The organism is Methylobacterium sp. 37f, assembly GCF_023093475.1.
In the GTDB taxonomy this organism is placed as follows: domain Bacteria; phylum Pseudomonadota; class Alphaproteobacteria; order Rhizobiales; family Beijerinckiaceae; genus Methylobacterium.
This window is the reverse complement of record NZ_JAGHKN010000015.1, coordinates 13,131-35,125: the sequence shown is the minus strand read 5'-3', so window position 1 is coordinate 35,125 and position 21,995 is coordinate 13,131. Positions and strand designations below refer to the sequence as shown.

The window sequence follows — 21,995 nt, the reverse complement described above, 5'->3', positions numbered from 1 at the left end:
CCAAGCGCGCCTGTGCGGCGGATCAGGCCGCCGCCTTGTCGAGGCAGCACTTCTTGAACTTCTTGCCGCTGCCGCAGGGGCACGGGTCGTTGCGGCCGACACTCTTCAACGGGTTGCGGACGGGCTGGCCGACATCCTCGGCCGTCCAGGCCAGAGCCGCGACCGGGTCTTCGATCAGTCCGAACCGCTCCGGGTCGAAGCGCGAGAGGTCGTCGGGGCGCGCCTCAGCGTGGCGCAGGGTCTTGGCGAACCAGGGCGGATCGCTGAACTCGTCGGTCAGCCGTCCGTCGCGGCGCGCGGCGCGGACGCGGGGCTCCAGTTCGCGCAGGCCCAGCAGGGCGATGGCCTCTTCCCAACCGGCCCAGCTGACGTCCCCCTCCACGGCGGTCCGCTTGTCGTCGAAGCGGACCAGCAGGTCGCGCGCCACTGGCAGCGGAATCCGGCCTGTCTGCGTCAGATAGGCCAGGGCGGCGAAGCCCTCGTGCCGGACCAGGCCGTCCGTGGTGCTGTCGACCAGTACGGCTGAGAGCGGATCGACCCCGCCGTCGAAGACGCTGACCAGAATCTTGGCCAGCGTCGTCGTCACGGCGTCGCCGATCAGGATATCGAGAGCCTCCCCGTCGGCGTGCAGCAGCCGCACCAGCGGCTTGAACACCCGCGTGTCGCGGGCGGCTGCCAGGACATGCAGGCCCCAGAACAGCAGGTCGGCCTCGGCCTCCGCGAGGTCCGGCGGCCCGGCCGCCCGATCGAGGACGTCGAGCACCGCTTCGGCGATCCGGTCCGGCTCCGCCAGGGCCTCGCGCATCTCGCGGACCGGGAGGTGCTTGGCCGCCGAGAGCGCGGAGACGAGAGCCGGATCGAGCATGCGTGCGGTGTCCTGTCAGGAGCGGAGAGTCGCCCCGGTCTTGCGTCCGACCTCGGCGACGATGCGGGCGGTCACCGCCTCGATCTCCGCATCGGTGAGGGTCCGATCGACCGGCTGGAGCCGGACCGCGATCGCCACCGACTTCGAGCCTTCGGGGATGCCGACACCCTCGTAGATGTCGAAGACGTCGATGCCGGTGATGAGCTTGCGCTCCGCTCCTTGCGCCGCCTTCACCACCTCGCCGGCCGCGACATCGCGTCCGACCACGAAGGCGAAGTCCCGCGAGATCGGCTGGAAGTCCGACAGCCCGAGTGCGGGCTTCACCTTGGTGGGACGGTATTTCGGAAGCGGCACGGCGTCGAGGGTGATCTCGAAGGCGACGAGCTGTCCTTTGAGATCGAGCGCCTTCATCACGCGCGGATGCACCTCGCCGAAGAAGCCGACCGGGTTCTTGGGGCCGAACTGGAGCGTGCCGGACCGGCCCGGATGCAACCAGCCGGGCCCGCCCGCCACGACCTGCAGGCCGCCGGTGGGAATGCCGAAGGCGGCCAGCAACGTCAGGGCGTCGGCCTTGGCGTCGAAGGCGTCGACGGCGTCAGTCCGCGCATCCCAGTGGCGTCCCGCACCCGCATGGGTCGCGGTCCCGCGCCGGATGGCGGCGGCCCGGATGGTCTGGCCCTCCGGCTGGTCGTCGGCGAAGCACTGGCCGACCTCGAACAGGGCGACGTCGGCACTGCCGCGGTCGGCGTTGCGCTGGGCGGCGCGGAGCAGGCCGGGCACCAGACTCGGGCGCATGTCCGACAGATCGGCGGCGATCGGATTGGCCAGGGCCAGGTCCGCCCCGCCGCCGCCGAACAGGAGCGCGTCGTCGTGCGGGATGAACGACCAGGTCACGGCCTCGACGAGGCCTCGGCTCGCCAGCGCCCGTTTGGCGAGGCGCGTGCGCTTCTGCAGCACGGTCAGCACCGGCTTGCCCACCGCCGCCTCGATACGCGGCAGGGGCTTCGGCTCGATGCGATCGAGCCCGGCGATGCGGATGATCTCCTCGACGAGGTCGGCCTTGCCCTCCACGTCCGGGCGCCAGGACGGAGTGAGCACCTTCACCCGGTCGCCCGAGCCGGCGACGTGGAAGCCCAGGGCCTCCAGGGACACCTTCATCTCGGCCCGGGACAGCTCGATGCCGGCCAGCCGCCGGGTCTCGGTCCAGGGGAAGTCGATGACGCGCTCCGTCTGCGGCGGCTCGCCGACGATCACGGGCTGGCTCGGGCTGCCGCCGCAGATCTCCAGCACGAGGCGGGTGGCGAGGTCGAGGCCCGGCAGGGTGAAGGCCGGATCGACGCCACGCTCGAAGCGGTAGCGGGCATCGGTGATGATTCCGAGCCGGCGGCCGGACTGGGCGATGTTCACCGGGTCCCACAGGGCCGATTCGATGAGGACATCGGTCGTCGACGCGTCGCAGCCCGAGGCCTCGCCGCCGATGATGCCGGCGATCGACTCGACGCCGTTGTCGTCGGCGATGACGACGGTATCCTCGCTCAGCGCGTAGGTCTTGCCGTCGAGAGCTTTCAGCGTCTCTCCGTCCCGGCCACGACGCACCACGAGGCCGCCCGCCACCTTGGCGGCATCGAAGACGTGGAGCGGCCGGCCGCGATCGAAGGTCAGGTAATTGGTGATGTCCACGAGCGCGTTGATCGGGCGCAGGCCGAGCGCCCGCAGGCGCGCCTGCATCCAGTCGGGCGACGGGCCGTTCGTGACGCCGCGCACGAGGCGCAGGGTGAAGTAAGGGCAGAGGCCCGCATCGGGTGCCGCGAAATCGAGGGCGACGGGCACCGGACAGGCGCCCTCCCCGCGGACCGGCGGCTGGGGCGGCCGCTTGAGATCGCCGAGCCCGGTCGCCGCGAGATCGCGGGCGATGCCGTGGATCGAAGTGCAATCCGGCCGGTTCGGGGTCAGGTTGATCTCGACCACCGGGTCGTCGAGCTTGGCATAGAGGGCGTAGGGCTGGCCCGTGGGCGCGTCCTCGGACAGGTCGAGGATGCCGCTCGACTCCTCGCCGAGGCCGAGTTCCGCGCCCGAGCACAGCATGCCGTGGCTCTCGACGCCGCGGATGGTGCCGACCGCCAAGGTCTTGTCGAGGCCCGGAACGTAGGTGCCGGGAGGCGCGAACACCGTCTTCATGCCGGCGCGGGCATTGGGGGCACCGCACACTACCTGGAGCGGCTGGCCATCGCCGGCGTCGACCGTACAGACGCGCAGGCGATCGGCATTGGGGTGCTGCTCGGCCGTGAGGACATGCGCCACCACGAAGGGCTTCAGGCTGGCGGCCTTGTCCTCGATGCCTTCAACCTCCAGGCCGATCCGCGTCAGCGTCTCGGCGATGGTTTCCAGGGAGGCCTCGGCATCGAGGTGGTCCTTGAGCCAGGAGAGGGTGAATTTCATCGCTTGCGTCCCTCGGCGTTCCACGACCACGCCGCGCGGGGTGATCGGTCGCCCATCAGGATTGAGAAGGCAGGCCCGGCTGGATCGGGCCGCGAAGATGTCGACTCAACTGGTCAGACCGGCCACCAGGCTCGGAATGTCGAGCGGCCGGAACCCGTAATGGTCGAGCCAGCGCACATCCGCCTCGAAGAACGGGCGCAGGTCGGGCATGCCGTATTTCAGCATCGCGATCCGGTCGATGCCGACGCCGAAGGCGAAGCCCTGGACGCTGTCGGGATCGAGGCCGCAATTGCGCAGCACGTTGGGGTGAACCATGCCGCAGCCGAGGATTTCGAGCCAGTCGGTGCCCTCACCGAAGCGGATCTCGCCGCCCTTGCGCGAGCACTGGATGTCGACCTCGGCCGACGGTTCGGTGAAGGGGAAGAAGGACGGCCGGAACCGCATCTTCACCGACTCGACCTCGAAGAAGGTGCGGCAGAACTCCTCCAGCACCCATTTCAGATTGGCGATGTTGGCCGCCTTGTCGATCACCAGTCCCTCGACCTGATGGAACATCGGCGTGTGCGTCTGGTCCGAATCGTGCCGGTAGGTCCGGCCCGGGCAGATCACCCGGATCGGCGGCTGCTGGGCCCGCATGGTCCGGATCTGCACCGGCGAGGTGTGGGTCCGCAGCACCTTGCGCTGACCGTTGCGGTCTGGAGCCAGGAAGAAGGTATCGTGCATCTCGCGGGCCGGGTGGCCGGGCGGGAAATTGAGGGCGGTGAAGTTGTAGTCGTCGGTCTCGATGTCGGGACCTTCGGCCACCGAGAAGCCCATATCGGCGAAGATCGCCGTGATCTCGTCCATGACCTGGCTGATCGGGTGGACGCGGCCGCGCACCTCCGGCGCCTCGCGCACCGGCAGAGTCACGTCGATGCGCTCGGCCGCGAGACGGGCGGAGAGCGCCGCCTCGGCCAGCGCATCGCGGCGCGCGGCGAGGGCGCCCTGCACCCGGTCGCGCAAACCGTTGATCAGGGGACCGCGGGTCTTGCGCTCGTCAGGCGTCATCGACCCCAGGGTCTTCAGGAGTTCGGAGACCGACCCCTTCTTGCCGAGGGCCGCGACGCGCACGGCATCGAGGGCGGCCTCGTCGGACGCGTCCGCGACCTGACGCAGCAGGTCGCCTTCGAGGGTATCGAGATCGGTCATCGATTCAACTCACCGGCTGCGGCGCCGACCCCGAGAGGGCCGGGCGGGCTCGATCGGCCTGGGGCGAGGGTTTTCCCGGGCGGCGCCCGCAATGCAAACGGCGGGGAGCCGGAAAACACCCGTGTGGTACGCAAAGACGAAAGGCGCGGCTCCCCGGGGGCGCCGCGCCTTTCGTGAAGAACAGCGCTCGGCTCGCGGGCGAGCCGGGCTCGCCTCAGGCGGCCTTGGCGGCCGGAAGGGCGGCCTTGGCCAACTCGACCACTGCCGCGAAGGAGGCGGGCTCGTGGATGGCGAGCTCGGACAGGGCCTTGCGGTCCACCTCGATGCCGGAGATCGACAGGCCGTTGATGAAGCGCGAGTAGGTCAGGCCATGCTCACGGACCGCGGCGTTGAGGCGCTGGATCCAGAGCGCGCGGAACGTGCGCTTCTTGTTCTTCCGATCGCGGTAGGCATACTGCATGCCCTTCTCGACCGCCTGCTTGGCGATCCGGATCGTATTCTTGCGGCGGCCGTAATAACCACGGGCGGCCTTGAGGACTTTCTTGTGCTTCGCGTGACTGGTCACGCCGCGCTTGACGCGGGCCATGGGTGTTCTCCTGGATTACGAAAAAAGCAGTGTCGGCGTCGTGAAGGCTTACCGGCTGTTCGGCAGGAAGTACTTCTTCACGTTGGCAGCATCGCCCTCGAACAGGGTGGTGGTGCCGCGCAGGTTGCGGATCTGCTTCGTCGTCCGCTTGATCATCCCGTGGCGCTTGCCGGCCTGGGCATACATGACCTTGCCGGTGCCGGTGATCTTGAAGCGCTTCTTCGCGCCCGACTTGGTTTTCAGCTTGGGCATTTGGCTCTCCTGAACGCGCAGCGGCTCCGATCCGGTTCGGATCGAAGAGATGCGCTCGGTTGATGCTTCTGATGGAGCAGCACGAACCGCCACGGCAGCCCTATCGGCCGGGCGGTTCAACGCCAGGGGGCTATGACAGAAAAGCGACGCGGGTTCAATGCCGGGTTTGGCGCCGAGCTTCCGGGCCCTGCCCTGGGCCATACCCGGGGCCAAGTTTCGGCAATGTCCTGAGCCAGACCCGGGGCGGGATCCCGCGCAAAGTCGGCAGCTGGAAATTCCCTCGGAATTGCGGCGCGCGGTTGCTTGACAGCCCCCGGCCCGGAACCTAAACCCCCGACACCGCCGGAAACGGGGCGGGACGTCAAGCGGGCGTAGCTCAGTTGGTTAGAGTGCCGGCCTGTCACGCCGGAGGTCGCGGGTTCGAGTCCCGTCGCCCGCGCCACGTCACTTCTGTTCCGAATCTAGGATGCGGGCGTAGCTCAGTCGGTTAGAGTGCCGGCCTGTCACGCCGGAGGTCGCGGGTTCGAGTCCCGTCGCCCGCGCCATCGTGTTCGCGACACGGTTCTCTCGCTTTTGCCTTCCTCCGCGCTACCCTTCTCCTGTCATCGGACCGGAGAGCGACGGATGTCGGGCGTCTTCTTCCTCTATTTCACTGTCTGCCTCGCGCGCGCGCCGGACACCTGCGAGTCGCGCAAGCTCCCCCTCGATGCCGAGGACGCCCCGGCCTGCCTGCACGTGGCCCAGCCGCAATTGGCCCAGTGGATCGGCACGCATCCCGAGTTTCGCATCATGGCCTGGCGCTGCGGCGCGCCGCCCCGCGATCACGGCACGCGGATCTGATCGCTCCACCGACCGTGGCCGACGCACCACAGGCGTGAGACGGCGCGCCCCAACTCGGAGCACGCCGCGTTTTCGCCGCATCGGACCGGGAAGGCCTTCACACCCGAAGCCTGCCGCGAGTCCCGTCCCAAACCATGCCGTCCGAAACCATAGCGTCCGAAATTGCGACGTCCGTTCACGCCACCCCCCTCCCCTGTGCTCGGTCGAGATACTCCGGGTCCGAGGCCGGCGCGCGGATCGCCGCCCTGTCCCTTCTCCTGGTGCTGGCCGGTTGCGGCTCGCCGGCGAGCCTGCTCGCACCCGATCAGCCGACCAGCGTGATGATCCTCGACGAACAGGCGGCTGCCGCCGCGATCTCACGCTACCGGGCCCAGCACGGCCTCGGCCCGGTGGTAATCGATTCGAGCCTGATCCGGGCCGCATCCTATCAGGCCGCCTCCAACGCGAAGGCCGGGCGCCTGAGCCACGAGATCGGCGGCACCTTCAATGCCCGGATGGCGGAAGCCGGGTTCGGCCGCGCCTACGCCTCCGAGAATCTCAGCGCCGGCTCGGCCACCTTCGACGAGGTGCTGGCCCGCTGGAAGAATTCACCCGAGCACAACTGGAACATGCTGATGCCACAGCTCAAGCGCGTCGGCATCGCCCGGGTGGACGCACCCGGCACCCGCTACAAGCGCTTCTGGGCCCTGGTCATGACCGGCGGCTGACTAGGCGCCGTCGGTATCCGCCTCGGTCAGCCCATCCTGCAGGGACCGGATGATCGTCCGCATCTCGGGCACCATCGCGATGGCCTTGGCGATGCGCTGCGCCTCGTCCCGGGTCATCACCGCGGTCGCGGCCCGCCGATCGGCATCGTCGGAGAAGTACGTCCAAGCGACCGCAAGCCCTTCGCCATCCTCGACGCAGAAGCTCTCGGCCCGCTCGACCACGATCCAGGGCGGCGGGAATCCCCGCGCGGGCTGCAGATCCGTTCCGGCTTCGTCGCTCACGGATGCCCCCCTGCAGAAATCGTCGCTCGCCCGGGAGTCCTACGCGATGACGCGCGCGCCTGCACCCCTCCTGGGGCAGCAGACCTGGCGACAGGTGTCTGGTGGGCGGTGACGGGCTCGAACCGCCGACCCTCTCCGTGTAAAGGAGACGCTCTACCAACTGAGCTAACCGCCCGATGCGCCGCTTCGTAGCGGAAGCGGAGGATCGGGCGCAACCCTCTTGCCTGCATCGCAGCCCTCACCGCAGAGAAAAGGCCCCGGCGTATCCGCCGAGGCCTCGTGTTGCATCAGGGTCTGCTCAGCCCCGAAAGGGTGAGCATGAGCGGCCTAGTGGGCGATCACCGTCGCGGATTCCTCGTCGGCGATCACGGGACGGACCTTCGGGGCAGGCTCCTCCCATTCGATCGCCTCGGGGACGCGGACCAGGGCGTGCTGCAGCACCTGGTCCATCCGCGAGACGGGGATGATTTCCATCCCGTTCTTCACGCTGTCGGGCACCTCGGCGATGTCCTTGGCGTTCTCTTCGGGGATGAGGACGGTCTTGATGCCGCCGCGCAGAGCCGCGAGCAGCTTTTCCTTCAGGCCACCGATCGGGAGCACCCGACCGCGCAAGGTCACCTCACCCGTCATCGCCACGTCGCGGCGCACCGGAATACCCGTCAGCGTCGAGATGATCGCGGTCGCCATGCCGATGCCGGCTGACGGACCGTCCTTCGGGGTCGCCCCCTCCGGAACGTGGACGTGGATATCCCGACGCTCGAAGAGGGGCGGCTCGATGCCGAAATCGACGGCCCGCGACCGGACGTAGCTCGCCGCAGCGGAGATCGATTCCTTCATCACGTCGCGCAGGTTGCCTGTGACCGTCATCTTGCCCTTGCCGGGCATCATGACGCCTTCGATCGTCAGCAACTCGCCGCCGACTTCGGTCCAGGCCAAGCCCGTCACCACGCCGACCTGATCCTCCTCGTCGATCTCGCCGTAGCGGAACTTCGGCGGGCCGAGGAAGACCGGCAGGGTCTCCTCGGTGACGGCGACGGCCTTCACCTTGGTGATGAGGATCTCCTTCACCGCCTTGCGGATCAGATTGGAGATCTCACGCTCCAGGTTGCGAACGCCCGCCTCCCGCGTGTAGCGGCGGATGAGCATCAGCAGGCCGGCATCGTCGATCTGCCACTCCTTGGCGTCGAGACCGTGCTTCTTCACGGCGCCCGGGATCAGATGCTTGCGCGCGATCTCGAGCTTCTCTTCCTCGGTGTAGCCGGCAATGCGGATCACCTCCATGCGGTCCATCAGGGGCGCAGGGATGTTCAGGGTGTTGGCGGTGGTGACGAACATCACGTTCGACAGGTCGTAATCCACCTCCAGGTAATGGTCGTTGAACGTGGCGTTCTGCTCCGGGTCGAGAACCTCCAGCAGGGCGGCCGACGGATCACCCCGGAAGTCCATGCCCATCTTGTCGATTTCATCGAGCAGAATGAGCGGGTTCGAGGTCTTCGCCTTGCGCATCGACTGGACGATCTTGCCCGGCATCGAGCCGATATAGGTCCGGCGGTGGCCGCGGATCTCGGCTTCGTCACGCACGCCGCCGAGCGACATGCGCACGAACTCGCGACCCGTCGCCTTGGCGATGGATTTGCCGAGCGACGTTTTGCCGACGCCCGGAGGTCCGACGAGACACAGGATCGGGCCGGTGAGCTTGTTCGCACGCTGCTGCACGGCAAGGTACTCGACGATCCGCTCCTTCACCTTGTCGAGGCCGAAATGGTCCTCATCGAGCATGACCTGGGCGCCGAGCAGGTCCTTCTTGATCTTTGAGCGCTTTCCCCACGGGATGCCGAGCATCCAGTCGAGGTAGTTGCGCACCACGGTCGCTTCCGCCGACATCGGCGACATTTGGCGCAGCTTCTTCAGCTCCGCCACCGCCTTGTCGCGAGCCTCCTTAGTGAACTTGGTCTTTTCGATTTTTTCCTCGAGCTCGGCCAGCTCGTCCTTGCCGTCCTCGGAGTCGCCCAGTTCCTTCTGGATCGCCTTCATCTGCTCGTTGAGATAGTATTCGCGCTGGGTCTTCTCCATCTGCCGCTTGACGCGGGTCCGGATGCGCTTTTCCACCTGGAGCACGGAGATCTCGCTCTCCATCAGCGACAGCACGCGCTCGAGGCGCTGCGCCACCGTGGGGATCTCCAGGATCGCCTGCTTGTCCGCGATCTTGACCGCGAGGTGCGAGCCGACGGTATCGGCGAGCTTCGAGGGCTCGTCGATCTGGGTGACGGCGGAGACGACCTCAGGCGAGATCTTCTTGTTGAGCTTCACGTAGTTCTCGAACTCGGCGATGACCGAGCGTGCGAGGGCTTCCGCCTCGACACTGTCACCGAGTTCGTCGGTGAGGGTCTCGGCCTCGGCCTCGTAATAGGTGTCGGACTTGGTGAAGCGCGAGATCTTGGCGCGGCCGGCGCCCTCGACCAGCACCTTCACGGTGCCGTCGGGCAGCTTCAGCAGCTGCAGCACGCTGGCCAGGGTGCCGATCTTGTAGATCGCGTCCGGCGAGGGGTCGTCCTCGCTAGCATTGATCTGCGTCGCCAGGAGGATGTGACGGTCAGTGCGGACCGCCTCCTCGAGGGCGCGGATCGACTTCTCGCGACCGACGAACAGCGGCACGATGATGTGCGGGAAAACGACGATGTCGCGCAGGGGAAGGACGGCATAAGAGCCCGTCGAGCCCGGAACGACCGGCTGGCGCGATTTCGATTGAGTCATATCGGACTTCCTCATGATGGACGCCGGGCAGTCGCTCCTCCCAGGGAGCAAGCATCCTGCCAGGGGCCGACCGGGCCGCGAGGGGGTCGGAAGCGTGTTGGGAAGAAACGGTCCCTCGGAGGACCGTGTTCAGGGATGCGGCTGGTGGCGGGACACCGCACCTCGGCGGGTGAGCGTGCGGCCATCGCGCTGAGCCTGAGATGGAAATCGGGGCGGATGTTTTCAAGCATCCGCCCCGAGGCTCGACCCAGACCTGACGAGACCCGTGCGGCGCCTCAGGCGCTGACGCTGGCCGGGGCTTCCTTGTTGCGGTCACCGTGGATGTAGAGCGGCCGGGCCTTACCCTCGACCACCTCGGGGCCGATCACCACCTGCTCGACGGATTCGAGGCCCGGCAGGTCGTACATCGTCTCCAGCAGGATGGTCTCCAGGATGGAGCGCAGGCCGCGGGCACCGGTCTTCCGCTCGATCGCCTTGCGGGCGACCATGGACAGCGCCTCCTCCTGGAAGGTGAGGTCGACATTCTCCATCTCGAACAGGCGCTGGTACTGCTTGACCAGGGCGTTCTTCGGCTCCTGCAGGATGCGCTTCAGCGCGGTCTCGTCGAGGTCCTCGAGGGTCGCCAGCACGGGCAGGCGGCCGACGAACTCGGGGATGAGGCCGAACTTCAGCAGGTCCTCGGGCTCGACGTTGCGGAAGATCTCGCCGGTGCGGCGGTCGTCCGGAGCCTGCACGGTCGCGCCGAAGCCGATCGAGGTGCCCTTGCCGCGCGCCGAGATGATCCGCTCCAGGCCCGCGAAGGCGCCGCCGCAGATGAAGAGGATGTTGGTGGTGTCGACCTGCAGGAACTCCTGCTGCGGGTGCTTGCGCCCCCCCTGCGGCGGAACGCTGGCGACGGTGCCTTCCATGATCTTCAGGAGGGCCTGCTGCACGCCCTCGCCCGAGACGTCGCGGGTGATCGACGGGTTGTCGGACTTGCGCGAGATCTTGTCGATCTCGTCGATGTAGACGATGCCGCGCTGCGCCCGCTCGACATTGTAGTCGGAGGCCTGGAGCAGCTTCAGGATGATGTTCTCGACGTCTTCGCCGACGTAGCCGGCCTCGGTCAGGGTGGTGGCGTCCGCCATGGTGAACGGCACGTCGAGGATGCGGGCCAGGGTCTGGGCCAGCAGCGTCTTGCCCGAGCCGGTCGGCCCGATCAGCATGATGTTCGACTTCGCCAGCTCGACGTCGTTGTGCTTCGAGGCGTGGGCGAGGCGCTTGTAGTGGTTGTGGACCGCGACCGAGAGGACCTTCTTCGCGAAATCCTGGCCGATGACGTAGTCATCGAGCACGCGGCGGATTTCCTTCGGGGTCGGCACCCCGTCGCGCGACTTCACCAGGGAGGACTTCGATTCCTCGCGGATGATGTCCATGCACAGTTCGACACACTCGTCGCAGATGAACACCGTCGGGCCCGCGATCAGCTTGCGGACCTCGTGCTGGCTCTTGCCGCAAAACGAGCAGTACAGCGTGCTCTTCGAGTCGTTGCCGCCAGTCTTGCTCATATCGGTCTCCGTTCGCGGGCATGGCGCCGGTCCGGGGCGCACACGCATCCTTCGAATTTAATGGCGTCCGCCTAAAGAAACAGTCACCTGCGCGCATCTGCCGGCTTCGATCAGACTGGCGATGCAAGCACGCGACCGCGACGGGATCAAGGCGGGGCGGCGAAATGCAGCCGCCTCGTAACGACGCGCCGGACCGGACGAGTCCGGCGGTCGTTGCGAGATGTGGCGCCCGTGATCAGGCGGCGGCGGGCTCGGGCCGCTTCTGGATCACCTCGTCGATGAGCCCGAACTCCTTGGCGGCGTCGGCCGTCATGAAGTTGTCGCGCTCCAGCGCCTGCACGATGGTGTCGTAGTCGCGGCCGGTGTGCTTCACGTAGATCTCGTTGAGACGCTTCTTGAGCGCCTCGATCTCGCGGGCATGGATCAGGATGTCGGTGGCCTGGCCCTGGAAGCCGCCGGAGGGCTGGTGGACCATGATCCGGGCGTTCGGCAGGGCGAAGCGGTGGCCGGGCTCGCCGGCAGTCAGCAGCAGCGACCCCATCGACGCCGCCTGGCCGACGCAGAGCGTCGTCACAGGGCAGCGGATGAACTGCATCGTGTCGTAGATCGACAGGCCCGAGGTCACCACGCCGCCGGGCGAGTTGATGTAGAAGGAAATTTCCTTCTTCGGGTTTTCGGCTTCGAGGAAGAGCAGCTGCGCCACGATCAGCGACGCGCCGTAATCCTCCACCGGACCGGTGAGGAAGATGATGCGCTCGCGCAGCAGGCGCGAGTAGATGTCGAAGGCACGCTCACCGCGGCTCGACTGCTCGACCACCATGGGCACGAGCGCGCTGTTATAATAGTCGACCGGATCTCTCATCATCACGTGCCCCAGCTACAAGGGGTCCGGCCGCGCCGCGAATCGGGCGCGCACCGGACGTTTCAGCGAACTACGGCGATGGTGAACATCGCCTTACTCTCAAGCCCGCCGCCCTCGTGGGAGCAGCCGGGCTCAGTCGGCCTTGGCGACGGCGGGCAGGCCCTCGTCGGTTCCGGTCGAAGCCGACTCGGTCGTCTCGGCCTTGGCCTCGCCCTCGGCCGAAGCGTCGTCCTCGTCGGCGAACAGCGCCTCCTTCGAGACCGGCTCCTCGGTGAGCGTCACCTGCGCGAGCACGTGATCGACGACCTTCTCCTCGAAGATCGGCGCACGAAGCTCGGCGAGCGCCTGGGCGTTCTTGCGGTAGAAATCCCAGACCTGCTGCTCCTGGCCGGGATATTGCCGCACCCGGGCGATCAGCGCCTGGTTCACCTCGTCGTCCGTCACCTTGATATCGGCGGTCTCACCGACCTGCGCAAGCACCAAGCCGAGGCGGACGCGGCGCTCGGCGATTTTGCGATACTCGGCGGTCGCCTTCTCCTCGGTGGTGCCCTCGTCCTCGAAGGTCTTCTCGCGGGTCTTCAGGTCCTGCTCGACCTGGGCCCACACGGCGGCGAACTCCTGATGCACCAGGCTCGGAGGCAGCTCGAAGGCGTATTTGGTGTCGAGAGCGTCGAGGAGGTCCTTCTTGAGCTTGCGCCGGGACTGCGCCTCGAAGTCGCTGCCGATGGCGGTGGAGACCGCCTCCTTCAGCTTGTCGAGGGACTCCATGCCGAAGTTCTTCGCGAGCTCGTCGTCGATCTTGGTCTCGCCCGGAGCCTGGATCGCCGTCACGGTGACGTCGAACTCGGCATCCTTGCCGGCGAGATGCGCGGCGCCGTAGGCCTCCGGGAAGGTCGACTTGACGACCCGCTGGTCACCCACCTTGGCGCCGACGAGCTGCTCTTCGAAGCCCGGGATGAACGAGCCGGAGCCGAGCTCCAGGTCGATGCCCTCGCCCTTGCCGCCGTCGAACTCGGTGCCGTCGATGCGGCCGACGAAGTCGATGGTGACGCGGTCGCCGGTCTCGGCGGCGGCACCTTCCTCGCGGGGCGCGAACGCACGGTTGGACGATGCCATGCGGGTGATGGCCTCGTCGACCTCCTCGTCGGAGGGCTTGGCCACCTGCTTGGTCAGATTGACGTCGGACAGGTCGACCAGCTCGAAGGTCGGCAGAACCTCGAGGGCGACGTTGAACGAAACGTCGGCTTTCGAATCGAGGGCGCGCTCGACGATCGACTGCTCGCCGGGGAACTCGATCTTCGGCTCGAGAGCGAGCTTGAGGTTGTTGTCCGTGACGATCTTCTGGTTCGCCTCGTTGACGGCGTTCTGCAGCACGTCGGCCATTACGGAGCGGCCATACAGCTTGCGCAGGTGCGCGACCGGCACCTTGCCCGGACGGAAGCCCTTGATCTGGGCCTTGTCCTTGAGGGTCGACAGCTCGCTGGTCAGGCGCTCCTCGAGCTCGTTCGCGGCGAGCAGGACCTGAAACTCGCGCTTCAGTCCCTGGGAGAGTGTCTCGGTCACCTGCATGGTCGTCTTTCCGCTGTCGTCCGTGTGATCGCGCAAATTCGGTCGGTCCCTCGTGGCCCGCCCGGGCGGGCACGACGAGGTCGGCGCCAGGACTGCGCGCCGCTGAAGGCCAGCTCCCTGCGGCGGGCCGACCGGCCATCGCTGTGAGCCAATCCGTTCCCGACGGCGATGGACTGGTGCGGGCGGAGGGGCTCGAACCCCCACGTCTTGCGACACTGGAACCTAAATCCAGCGCGTCTACCAGTTCCGCCACGCCCGCAAGCGCCAACGCCCAGCGCGCATTCCGCCGCCAGAGCGGGGTCCTATAGCACGCGCGCCACGGGCCGCAGCAAAAAAATCAGGCGGCCGTTCGGATCGCCGCGACGGGCCGGGCGACCCCGAATTGGCATCCGCCGAATCCGCATTCTACAAGCGCTGCCCAGACGTCCCGGTCTTCCGCCCCCGGTCTTCCGCCGAAGTCCCATGCTGCGTCATTCCATGCTGCACCATGCCATGCTGCGAGGTTCTATGCTGCGAGATCCCCTGCCGACCCCTCGATCGCTCGGCCCGAACGATCCGGTCTCGGCCTCGCGGCGAACCTGGCTCGGTGGTGTGGCGGCCCTGGCGCTGCTGCCGAGCGGCGCACGGGCGCAAGGGACAAAGACGCCTCCCCCTTCCGCACCTCCGTCCGCGCCCGCACCGGCCACCGACGGCCCGGCTCGCACCCTGTCGGCCGCGCCGAACACGCTGCGGCTGAAGCCGGAACCCGCCGTCCCGACGCCGGTCTGGTCGTTCGACGGCAAGGCGCCGCCGCCGGTTGTGCGGGTCCGGCGCGGCGAGACGGCTCGGCTCAAGGTCGAGAACCGGACCGACAAACCCCTCAGCCTGCACTGGCACGGGGTGCGCAACCAGAACCCCATGGATGGGGTCGGCGGCGTGACCCAGGCGCCGATCGCCCCGGGCACCGAATTCACCTACGCATTCGTACCGCCCGATGCCGGCACGTTCCTGATTCGACCCCTGGTGGTGGGCGGCTCCAGCGAGCCCTCGGGGCGCGGCCTCGCCGGCGCCCTCGTCGTCGAGGAGACGACCCCGCCCGCCGTCGACCAGGACCTGACCCTGCTGATGCAGGACTGGCGCCTCGACGACGCCGACGCTCTGCTGCCCTTCGGCCAACGGGCCTTCGCGGCGAGTTCCGGCCGCCTCGGCAGCCTCGTCACCCTCAACGGCGTGCCGGTCCCGGCCCCGATCACGGCCCGGCCCGGCAGCCGTCTGCGCCTGCGCCTCGGCAACGTCTGCAATGCGCGGGCGACCCGCATCCGCTTCGACGGCGTGAAGGTCTACGTGCTGGCGGTCGACGGCCAGCCGACCGACACCTTCGAGCCCCTTCGCGCCACCCTGCCGTTCCCGCCCGGCACCCGCTACGACCTGATGCTCGACATGCCGACCGAGGCCGGGACCACGGGTGCGATCACGGCGCTGATCGGCAACGGCATCGCGCTCGCCACTCTGGGCCTCACCGCGGAGGCCGCCGCGCCGCCGCGGCCGCCGATCACGAAGATCGGCGACAACCCGTTGCTGCCGGCCGAGGTCAAGCTGCAGAATGCCGTCCGGCGCGACATCACCCTCACGGGCGGCGCCCGGATCGACAAGGACAAGCCGGCCTCCGAGCCGAGCTACACCGGCGATCCCACCCGAATCTGGGCGGTCAACGGCGCCCCCGGCACGGCCGGAATGGCGCCGCTGTTCTCGGTGAAGCGCGGGCAGGTGGTGGTGCTGGCCATCCGCAACGAGACCGCGTTCCCGCAATCCCTGCACCTACACGGCCACGCGTTCCGGCTGCTCCACCCCCTCGACGACGGCTGGGAGCCCTACTGGCTCGACACCTTCCAGCTTCTCGAAGGTCGCACCGCGCGCATCGCCTTCAAGGCCGACAATCCCGGGCGCTGGCTGATCAGCGCGACGGTGCTGGAGCGCTTCGATACCGGCCTGTGGACGCTGTTCGAGGTGACTTAAACCGGGACGAGGGCGCGCAACACCGCCGGCATCATGTCCGGCAGGTCCTCGGCGATCAGGCCGGGGCCGTGGCGCAGGCCGGCATCGCCGTGGACCCAGACTCCCGCCGCCGCGGCCTCGAACGGCGCCATCCCCTGGGCCAGCAGCCCGGCGATGAGCCCCGCGAGTACGTCGCCCGCGCCGGCGGTGCCGAGATAGGGCGTGCCGTGATCGTTGATCGCCACGCGTCCGTCGGGGGCGGCGATCACCGTATCGGCCCCCTTCAGGACGATGACGGCCCCGACCAGGGCGGCGGCCCGGCGCGCACGCTCGACCTTGTCGGCCTCCGGATCGCCCGCTTCCGTGCCCTCGAAGAGGCGCGCGAACTCGCCCTCGTGCGGCGTCAGGACCGCCGCGGCGTCGCCATCGGCGAGATGGGCGCCGAGCAGGTGGGGCTGGCCCTTGAAGCTCGTCAGCGCATCGGCGTCGAGGACGAGGGCGCGCCCGGCGGCGGCGGCGACTGCCACCAGATCGCGGGTGGCCGCGCCGATCCCGAGCCCGGGACCGGCCAGCACCACGTTGAGGCGCTCATCGACCAGGAGGTCGTCGAGGTCGTCGGCGCTGTCGCAGGCCCGCAGCATGATCGCAGTGCAATGCGCGGCGTTCTCGGCCAGCGCCCCGGTCGGCGAGACCAGGGTGACGAGGCCGGCCCCGACCCGCAACGCTGCGCGCGCCGCCATCCGGGCGGCCCCCGTGCGGGTGGCCGGCCCGGACAGGACGACCGCGTGCCCGCGCGTGTACTTGTGGCTCGCGGCGGTCAGGCGCGGAAACGCCGCCTCCCACAGGCCAGGTCCATTGCGCCAGAGCGGCGCTCCCCCGGCGAGGCCGGCATCCAGCGCTGCCGGGCCGGTGCCGATATCGGCGACGTGCAGGTCGCCGCCATGCGCGCGGCCGGGCTGCAACAGGTGCCCCGGCTTCAGGGCCACGAAGGTGACGGTTTCGGTCGCCCGCACCGCGACGCCGCGCACGGCCCCGGAATCGCCATCGATTCCGCTCGGGACGTCGACGGAGAGGATCGGGCAGGACGCCTGCCCGAGGCGGTCTACCAAGGCGGCCGTCTCGCCCTCGAGGTCGCGGGCCAGACCGGCGCCGAACAGCGCATCGATGACGAGGCCGTAAGCCGCCAGGTCGACGATCGCGGAGAGGTCCAGGACCGGGCCGCTCCAGCCCTGGGCCGCCTGCGCCGCATCGCCGGACAGGCCCCCGGGGGGCACCAGCCCGCCGAGGTCGACCGGGTGGCCGGCCTCGGCGAGGAGGCGCGCCGCCACGTAGCCGTCGCCGCCGTTGTTGCCCGGTCCGCACAGGACGAGGATGCGCAGTCCCCCACCGGCCAGGGCGCGGGCGCGCTCCGCGACGGCGGCTCCGGCCCGCTCCATCAGGGCAAATCCGGATGTTCCGCCCGCGATCGCAGCCGCATCGACCCGGCGCATCGCCTCGACCTTGAGCAGTCGCAGGGTGGTCATGGGGAATCCCTTCTCGAATGCACCTCTGGGCTTCACGCGACAGCCTCAGGTTCGCTCATCGCCTAAACGATTTGCGGTGCGTGCATATTCCTTGTGCAGTTTTCCGGCGTCACCGAAGAAATCGGCGTGGCGAAGGCCGAACGGCGATGATACCAACGATGGATCAAGCAGCATCGAGGTCAGGCCCACCCGGCATGAAGAAGATCGAAGCGATCATCAAGCCTTTCAAACTCGACGAGGTGAAGGAAGCCCTGCAGGAGGTTGGCCTCCAGGGCATCACCGTGATCGAGGCAAAGGGCTTCGGACGCCAGAAGGGCCACACCGAACTCTATCGCGGGGCCGAATACGTCGTCGACTTCCTGCCCAAGGTGAAGCTCGAGATCGTGCTGTCGGACGCGCTGGTGGAGGGCGCCGTCGAGGCGATCCGCAAATCGGCCCAGACCGGCCGCATCGGCGACGGCAAGATCTTCGTCTCGACCATCGAGGAAGCGATCCGCATCCGCACCGGCGAGACCGGCACCGACGCGATCTGAGCGGCGAGCGCCAGGTCCCGTGACCGAGACGTCCTGCCGGCTCGATCCGGTGACCAGCCCCTCGGACTGGCGCCGATACCATACCCTCCGGCGCGACAATCTTTGGACGGCGCGCGGGCGGACGGGCTACGACGAGAACCACCCCGACGACCGCCGTCCCAACCACCATCCGCTCCTCCTGATTTCCGGGAACGAAGCGGTGGGGGTCGTACGCCTCGACGATCGCCGCGATGGAACCGGCATCGTCCGGCTGGTGGCCATCGCACCGGACCGCCGGGGTCGAGGCCTCGGCCGCAGCTTGGGCGCGGAGGTCGAAGCCAAGGCGCGGGGACTCGGCATCCACACGCTGTTCGTGAACGCGGCACAGGGCGCGGTGGGCTTCTACGAGGCGATGGACTGGGAACGCTTCGGGTGGGACGCCGCCGAGCTGGTTGGCGATGCCGCCGATTGCGTCCAGATGCGCAAGCTCCTGCCGCGCTGACGGCAGCCAGGACCGGAGACAGGGCCCGTGGGCGACCCCGGAAACACCAGAGACAGATCTAAGTTTCTGTTTTTGCGTCTCTTCTGACAGCCGCCAAGTCACGGGCGCGGAGAAATTGCGCTGGCCGAGGCGCCGTAGCTGCGCTAAACGCTCGGCGCCCAATACCCTTCCGCTCTGCGGCGTGCCGATGCCCGCTGCGGCAAAACCACGGCCGCAACGGGCCGAGACATGAAGGAGACCTCCGAGGATGGCCAAGACAGCAGCCGACGTCCTGAAGGAAATCAGGGACAACGACGTCAAGTACGTCGACCTTCGGTTCACCGACCCGCGCGGTAAGTGGCAGCACGTCACGTTCGACGTCTCCCTCATCGACGACGAGATGTTCTCCGAAGGCACGATGTTCGACGGCTCGTCGATCGCCGGCTGGAAGGCCATCAACGAATCCGACATGCTGCTGATGCCGGACCCGGCCACCGCCTGCATGGACCCGTTCTTCTCGGCCTCGACCATGTCGATCGTCTGCGACGTGCTCGAGCCCTCCACCGGCGCGCCCTACAGCCGCGACCCGCGCGGCACCGCCAAGCTGGCCGAAGCCTTCCTCAAGTCCACCGGTATCGGCGACACCATCTATGTCGGTCCCGAGGCCGAGTTCTTCGTGTTCGACGACGTGAAGTTCGGCTCCGACCCGTATCACACCGGCTTCCAGCTCGATTCGACCGAGCTGCCGACCAACGGGTTCACCGATTACGAGGGCGGCAACCTCGGCCACCGCGTCGCCACCAAGGGCGGCTATTTCCCGGTGCCGCCGCAGGATTCGGCGCAGGACATGCGCGGCGAGATGCTGGCCGCCATGCAGTCGATGGGCGTGAAGGTCGAGAAGCACCACCACGAGGTGGCGTCCGCCCAGCACGAGCTCGGCATGAAGTTCGACACCCTGACCCTGCTCGCCGACCACATGCAGATCTACAAGTACTGCATCCATCAGGTCGCCCAGAGCTACGGCAAGACCGCGACGTTCATGCCGAAGCCCGTCTTCGGCGACAACGGCTCGGGCATGCACGTGCACCAGTCGATCTGGAAGGACGGCAAGCCGCTCTTCGCCGGCGACAAGTACGCCGATCTCAGCCAGGAATGCCTCTGGTACATCGGCGGCATCATCAAGCACGCCAAGGCGCTCAACGCCTTCACCAACCCGTCGACCAACTCCTACAAGCGCCTGGTGCCGGGCTACGAGGCTCCCGTGCTGCTCGCCTACTCGGCGCGCAACCGCTCGGCCTCCTGCCGTATCCCGTGGACCACGAACCCGAAGGCCAAGCGCGTCGAGGTTCGCTTCCCCGACCCGATGGCCAATCCTTACCTCGCCTTCTCGGCCCTGCTGATGGCCGGCCTCGACGGCATCATCAACAAGATCGATCCGGGCGCCGCCATGGACAAGGATCTCTACGACCTGCCCCCGCGCGAGCTGAAGAAGATCCCGACCGTCTGCGGCTCGCTCCGTGAGGCGCTGCAGAACCTCGACCGCGACCGCGCCTTCCTCAAGGCCGGCAACGTGTTCACCGACGACCAGATCGACTCGTTCATCGAGCTGAAGATGACCGAGGTCATGCGCTACGAGATGACCCCGCACCCGGTTGAATTCACGATGTACTACTCGCTCTGAGAGCGCGCGGGCCGGGCTTCGTGCCCGGCTCGCCCGGAACGATCCGAGACGCCGGGGCTCCGCGAGGGGCTCCGGCGTCTCGCGTTTCGGGCGCCCGGTTTTGATTCGGCTCCGTGCTGCCTCAGGTTGCCACTGCCCGGAGATGGATGCGTCCTGGGGAACCATGACCGATCCACTCGGCTTGCCGCCCCGACAGGGGGCCTGGGAAGCGGCCGGAGAGGGAACCAGGACAGGAAATGCTGAAGGACGACGCCGGAGACACCGGATTCCGGCGCGGCGACCGCCTCGAGCGCGCCAATGCCCTGGTGCAGACCCTGGCGATCCTCGCGGCCGGGGCCTGGGCCGTCTACACCTTCATCTACGAGGCCCGGATCAAGCCGGCGCTCGAGCCGCCCGCCGTCTCGGTCACCACGAACCTGGTGCGGGCGGGCGAGCGCGGCCAGCACGTGGCCATCCGCTCCACCGTGATGCGCAGAAATGTCGGCCAGACCGGCGTCCGCGTGCTCGGTCTCGTCTACAATGTGACCGGCGTGAGCGTGCGCTTCGAGGCGCAGACGCGGGACGGCGCCACGGCGCCCGACCGCACCACCACGGCGCGCGCCTACACCTTCGACGGCCCCGGCGAGGCGATCCTGCGCGAGAGCCGCCTGTTCGCCGGCGCCACCGAGGCAGGCGGCGAACCCTCCGACCTCAATCCCGGCGAATCCGTCTCGCGCGACCTGATCGTCTATGCCGATCGCGACCGCTTCGACTTCGTGCGCTTCGAGGTCGGCCTTGCCTACACGCGGGGCGACGATCCGGCCGTGCAGCTCCGCTTCGTCACGGGGACGAACGGCACCCTGGCGCTGCGCCCGCGCGCCGATTGCCGGACCGAACCCGAAACCTGCGCGCGCCTGAAGACCACCGACTTCGCCACCGAATTCTCGCTCTGGTGAGACGGCTTCGCCGGATGGCGCGGGCCGTCGTCGAGCCGCGACATGTCCTCTCATGGTGCATGCCTGCGACGGTTTTTCAGGGAACACGAGGCTATCGTGGCACCTTCACTTGAGGCTGCAGGCGTATCCCCGCCCCATCCGTACCAGCCTGGTCTTGAAAAACTCATGCGTTGCTTGCCGTTGGAATCGGTGAGGCGCGTCCGGCAGCGTTGCGTTGTTGTTCCTGATCTTGAGTGGCCATGCTGTTTCCTCCCGTCGACACGGATCACCCCCTGGCGGAACGGTTCCGCGACTTCATCCGGCATCGGCCCTTCCCCTGTGTTGGCGCCAAATCGGCCCTGTCGCGCGGGGGCATGACGGTGGTGGTGGCGCGCGGCATCGGCCACGCATCCGACGATGCCCGGATCTACGCCGCGCTCCTGGCCTTCATCGCGCGCTATCGCCAGTCGCCGGAGATGTTCCGCAGCTTCGCCGTCCTGTTCGAGGGCGCCGCACCCACCTCCGAGGAGGGGTTCGAGACCGACCTATGGGCGCGGGTCCAGGCCCTGTCCGACCGGGACGGGCATCTCGGCCAGCCGCATGACGACCGCGTCGCCGCCGATCCCGAGGACCCGCACTTCTCGGTGAGCCTCGGCGGCGAGGGCTTCTTCATCCTGGGGCTGCATCCGGCCGCGAGCCGCCCGGCCCGGCGCTTCGAGGCCCCCGCCCTGGTGTTCAATCTGCACGACCAGTTCCAGCGTCTGCGGGCCGAGGGCCGCTACGAGCATCTGCGCGACAGCATCGTCGAGCGCGATGTCGCGTTCGCGGGATCGCCCAACCCGATGCTGGCCGGGCATGGCGAGCGCTCGGCCGCGCGCCAGTTCAGCGGCCGGGCCGTCCCCGAGGATTGGACCTGCCCGTTCCGTCGCCGTTCCGAGCCCGCCGGCTGGGACGGCGCGGAGGTTCTGGCCGCCCTGCGCAAGGGCGCCTTCGTCGCCGACTGCGTGGAGGGTTAAGGC

At 68.2% G+C, this 21,995-nt stretch carries 19 protein-coding genes and 4 tRNA genes; 10 read left to right on the top strand and 13 right to left on the bottom strand.

Annotated features, from left to right (window positions below; genetic code table 11):
• Nucleotides 1-22: 22 nt before the first annotated feature.
• The 5 genes from J7U37_RS12225 to rpmI all read right to left on the bottom strand — a co-directional run bounded on the left by J7U37_RS12225 (nt 23) and on the right by rpmI (nt 5,330).
• Complete coding sequence (locus J7U37_RS12225) at nt 23-865, bottom strand: DUF1186 domain-containing protein (protein WP_247635892.1); 843 nt, start codon at nt 863-865, stop codon at nt 23-25.
• A 15-nt stretch (nt 866-880) separates the two neighbouring features.
• A complete protein-coding gene (pheT, locus tag J7U37_RS12220) occupies nt 881-3,304 on the bottom strand; it encodes a phenylalanine--tRNA ligase subunit beta (RefSeq protein WP_247635891.1) in 2,424 nt (807 codons plus the stop codon).
• A 105-nt stretch (nt 3,305-3,409) separates the two neighbouring features.
• A complete protein-coding gene (gene pheS / locus J7U37_RS12215; protein ID WP_247635890.1) occupies nt 3,410-4,492 on the bottom strand; it encodes a phenylalanine--tRNA ligase subunit alpha in 1,083 nt (360 codons plus the stop codon).
• Nucleotides 4,493-4,706: 214 nt separating this feature from the next.
• Nucleotides 4,707-5,078, bottom strand: a complete 372-nt coding sequence (gene rplT / locus J7U37_RS12210; protein WP_056188878.1) for a 50S ribosomal protein L20 — start codon at nt 5,076-5,078, stop codon at nt 4,707-4,709.
• A 48-nt stretch (nt 5,079-5,126) separates the two neighbouring features.
• Nucleotides 5,127-5,330, bottom strand: coding sequence for a 50S ribosomal protein L35 (gene rpmI, locus J7U37_RS12205; protein WP_018044555.1), 204 nt, complete (start codon nt 5,328-5,330; stop codon nt 5,127-5,129).
• 365 nt (nt 5,331-5,695) lie between these two features.
• Between rpmI and J7U37_RS12200 the strand changes: the two genes are divergently transcribed.
• The 4 genes from J7U37_RS12200 to J7U37_RS12185 all read left to right on the top strand — a co-directional run bounded on the left by J7U37_RS12200 (nt 5,696) and on the right by J7U37_RS12185 (nt 6,877).
• Nucleotides 5,696-5,772, top strand: a tRNA-Asp gene (locus J7U37_RS12200).
• A gap of 26 nt (nt 5,773-5,798) precedes the next feature.
• Nucleotides 5,799-5,875 (top strand) — tRNA-Asp (locus J7U37_RS12195).
• Nucleotides 5,876-5,954: 79 nt separating this feature from the next.
• Entirely contained in the window at nt 5,955-6,170 is a 216-nt protein-coding gene (locus tag J7U37_RS12190; protein WP_247635889.1) for a hypothetical protein, read from the top strand.
• 134 nt (nt 6,171-6,304) lie between these two features.
• Nucleotides 6,305-6,877 carry a CAP domain-containing protein gene (locus tag J7U37_RS12185; protein WP_247635888.1) on the top strand — a complete coding sequence of 191 codons (573 nt, stop codon included), beginning with the start codon at nt 6,305-6,307 and terminating at the stop codon, nt 6,875-6,877.
• On the opposite strand, the gene J7U37_RS12180 is transcribed toward J7U37_RS12185, so the two are convergent.
• The 7 genes from J7U37_RS12180 to J7U37_RS12150 form a co-directional block, all read right to left on the bottom strand.
• Nucleotides 6,878-7,159, bottom strand: a complete 282-nt coding sequence (locus J7U37_RS12180; RefSeq protein ID WP_247635887.1) for a hypothetical protein — start codon at nt 7,157-7,159, stop codon at nt 6,878-6,880.
• Nucleotides 7,160-7,258: 99 nt separating this feature from the next.
• Nucleotides 7,259-7,334 (bottom strand) — tRNA-Val (locus J7U37_RS12175).
• A 152-nt stretch (nt 7,335-7,486) separates the two neighbouring features.
• Nucleotides 7,487-9,913 (bottom strand): endopeptidase La, encoded by a 2,427-nt coding sequence (gene lon, locus J7U37_RS12170; protein WP_056188882.1) that lies wholly within the window; start codon nt 9,911-9,913, stop codon nt 7,487-7,489.
• Nucleotides 9,914-10,188: 275 nt separating this feature from the next.
• The gene (clpX, locus tag J7U37_RS12165) at nt 10,189-11,460 is read right to left on the bottom strand and encodes an ATP-dependent Clp protease ATP-binding subunit ClpX (RefSeq protein ID WP_055955375.1); all 1,272 of its coding nucleotides are present in this window, start codon (nt 11,458-11,460) and stop codon (nt 10,189-10,191) included.
• A gap of 235 nt (nt 11,461-11,695) precedes the next feature.
• On the bottom strand, nt 11,696-12,322 hold the full coding sequence (locus tag J7U37_RS12160) for an ATP-dependent Clp protease proteolytic subunit (protein ID WP_026176059.1): 627 nt from the start codon (nt 12,320-12,322) through the stop codon (nt 11,696-11,698).
• 132 nt (nt 12,323-12,454) lie between these two features.
• On the bottom strand, nt 12,455-13,891 hold the full coding sequence (gene tig / locus J7U37_RS12155) for a trigger factor (RefSeq protein WP_056188885.1): 1,437 nt from the start codon (nt 13,889-13,891) through the stop codon (nt 12,455-12,457).
• Between the two features lie 174 nt (nt 13,892-14,065).
• Nucleotides 14,066-14,150: transfer RNA gene (locus J7U37_RS12150), tRNA-Leu, on the bottom strand.
• A gap of 248 nt (nt 14,151-14,398) precedes the next feature.
• On the opposite strand from J7U37_RS12150, the gene J7U37_RS12145 reads away from it, so the two are divergent.
• Complete coding sequence (locus tag J7U37_RS12145) at nt 14,399-15,886, top strand: multicopper oxidase family protein (RefSeq protein WP_247635937.1); 1,488 nt, start codon at nt 14,399-14,401, stop codon at nt 15,884-15,886.
• Here J7U37_RS12145 and J7U37_RS12140 read toward each other — a convergent pair.
• Nucleotides 15,883-17,388: an NAD(P)H-hydrate dehydratase gene (locus J7U37_RS12140; protein ID WP_247635886.1), complete on the bottom strand. Its 1,506-nt coding sequence runs from the start codon at nt 17,386-17,388 to the stop codon at nt 15,883-15,885. The two genes, J7U37_RS12145 and J7U37_RS12140, sit on opposite strands and share 4 nt — an antisense overlap.
• A gap of 194 nt (nt 17,389-17,582) precedes the next feature.
• On the opposite strand from J7U37_RS12140, the gene J7U37_RS12135 reads away from it, so the two are divergent.
• The 5 genes from J7U37_RS12135 to gntA all read left to right on the top strand — a co-directional run bounded on the left by J7U37_RS12135 (nt 17,583) and on the right by gntA (nt 21,992).
• Nucleotides 17,583-17,921 carry a P-II family nitrogen regulator gene (locus J7U37_RS12135; RefSeq protein ID WP_003600526.1) on the top strand — a complete coding sequence of 113 codons (339 nt, stop codon included), beginning with the start codon at nt 17,583-17,585 and terminating at the stop codon, nt 17,919-17,921.
• 19 nt (nt 17,922-17,940) lie between these two features.
• The gene (locus J7U37_RS12130; protein ID WP_247635885.1) at nt 17,941-18,402 is read left to right on the top strand and encodes a GNAT family N-acetyltransferase; all 462 of its coding nucleotides are present in this window, start codon (nt 17,941-17,943) and stop codon (nt 18,400-18,402) included.
• A gap of 247 nt (nt 18,403-18,649) precedes the next feature.
• Nucleotides 18,650-20,062: a type I glutamate--ammonia ligase gene (glnA, locus tag J7U37_RS12125; RefSeq protein WP_056188895.1), complete on the top strand. Its 1,413-nt coding sequence runs from the start codon at nt 18,650-18,652 to the stop codon at nt 20,060-20,062.
• A gap of 236 nt (nt 20,063-20,298) precedes the next feature.
• A complete protein-coding gene (locus J7U37_RS12120; protein ID WP_247635884.1) occupies nt 20,299-20,997 on the top strand; it encodes a hypothetical protein in 699 nt (232 codons plus the stop codon).
• A 239-nt stretch (nt 20,998-21,236) separates the two neighbouring features.
• On the top strand, nt 21,237-21,992 hold the full coding sequence (gene gntA, locus J7U37_RS12115; protein WP_247635883.1) for a guanitoxin biosynthesis heme-dependent pre-guanitoxin N-hydroxylase GntA: 756 nt from the start codon (nt 21,237-21,239) through the stop codon (nt 21,990-21,992).
• Nucleotides 21,993-21,995: the final 3 nt, after the last annotated feature.

Bases quoted from the DNA above. Each gene is read 5' to 3' on its own strand.
- pheT (WP_247635891.1), bottom strand. From the start codon at position 3,304: ATGAAATTCACCCTCTCCTGGCTCAAGGACCACCTCGATGCCGAGGCC.
- clpX (WP_055955375.1), bottom strand. From the start codon at position 11,460: ATGAGCAAGACTGGCGGCAACGACTCGAAGAGCACGCTGTACTGCTCG.
- J7U37_RS12185 (WP_247635888.1), top strand. From the start codon at position 6,305: ATGCCGTCCGAAACCATAGCGTCCGAAATTGCGACGTCCGTTCACGCC.
- J7U37_RS12120 (WP_247635884.1), top strand. From the start codon at position 20,299: ATGCTGAAGGACGACGCCGGAGACACCGGATTCCGGCGCGGCGACCGC.
- rplT (WP_056188878.1), bottom strand. From the start codon at position 5,078: ATGGCCCGCGTCAAGCGCGGCGTGACCAGTCACGCGAAGCACAAGAAA.
- rpmI (WP_018044555.1), bottom strand. From the start codon at position 5,330: ATGCCCAAGCTGAAAACCAAGTCGGGCGCGAAGAAGCGCTTCAAGATC.
- J7U37_RS12225 (WP_247635892.1), bottom strand. From the start codon at position 865: ATGCTCGATCCGGCTCTCGTCTCCGCGCTCTCGGCGGCCAAGCACCTC.
- J7U37_RS12135 (WP_003600526.1), top strand. From the start codon at position 17,583: ATGAAGAAGATCGAAGCGATCATCAAGCCTTTCAAACTCGACGAGGTG.
- J7U37_RS12190 (WP_247635889.1), top strand. From the start codon at position 5,955: ATGTCGGGCGTCTTCTTCCTCTATTTCACTGTCTGCCTCGCGCGCGCG.
- pheS (WP_247635890.1), bottom strand. From the start codon at position 4,492: ATGACCGATCTCGATACCCTCGAAGGCGACCTGCTGCGTCAGGTCGCG.
- J7U37_RS12140 (WP_247635886.1), bottom strand. From the start codon at position 17,388: ATGACCACCCTGCGACTGCTCAAGGTCGAGGCGATGCGCCGGGTCGAT.
- J7U37_RS12145 (WP_247635937.1), top strand. From the start codon at position 14,399: ATGCTGCGAGATCCCCTGCCGACCCCTCGATCGCTCGGCCCGAACGAT.
- J7U37_RS12160 (WP_026176059.1), bottom strand. From the start codon at position 12,322: ATGAGAGATCCGGTCGACTATTATAACAGCGCGCTCGTGCCCATGGTG.
- tig (WP_056188885.1), bottom strand. From the start codon at position 13,891: ATGCAGGTGACCGAGACACTCTCCCAGGGACTGAAGCGCGAGTTTCAG.
- glnA (WP_056188895.1), top strand. From the start codon at position 18,650: ATGGCCAAGACAGCAGCCGACGTCCTGAAGGAAATCAGGGACAACGAC.
- lon (WP_056188882.1), bottom strand. From the start codon at position 9,913: ATGACTCAATCGAAATCGCGCCAGCCGGTCGTTCCGGGCTCGACGGGC.
- gntA (WP_247635883.1), top strand. From the start codon at position 21,237: ATGCTGTTTCCTCCCGTCGACACGGATCACCCCCTGGCGGAACGGTTC.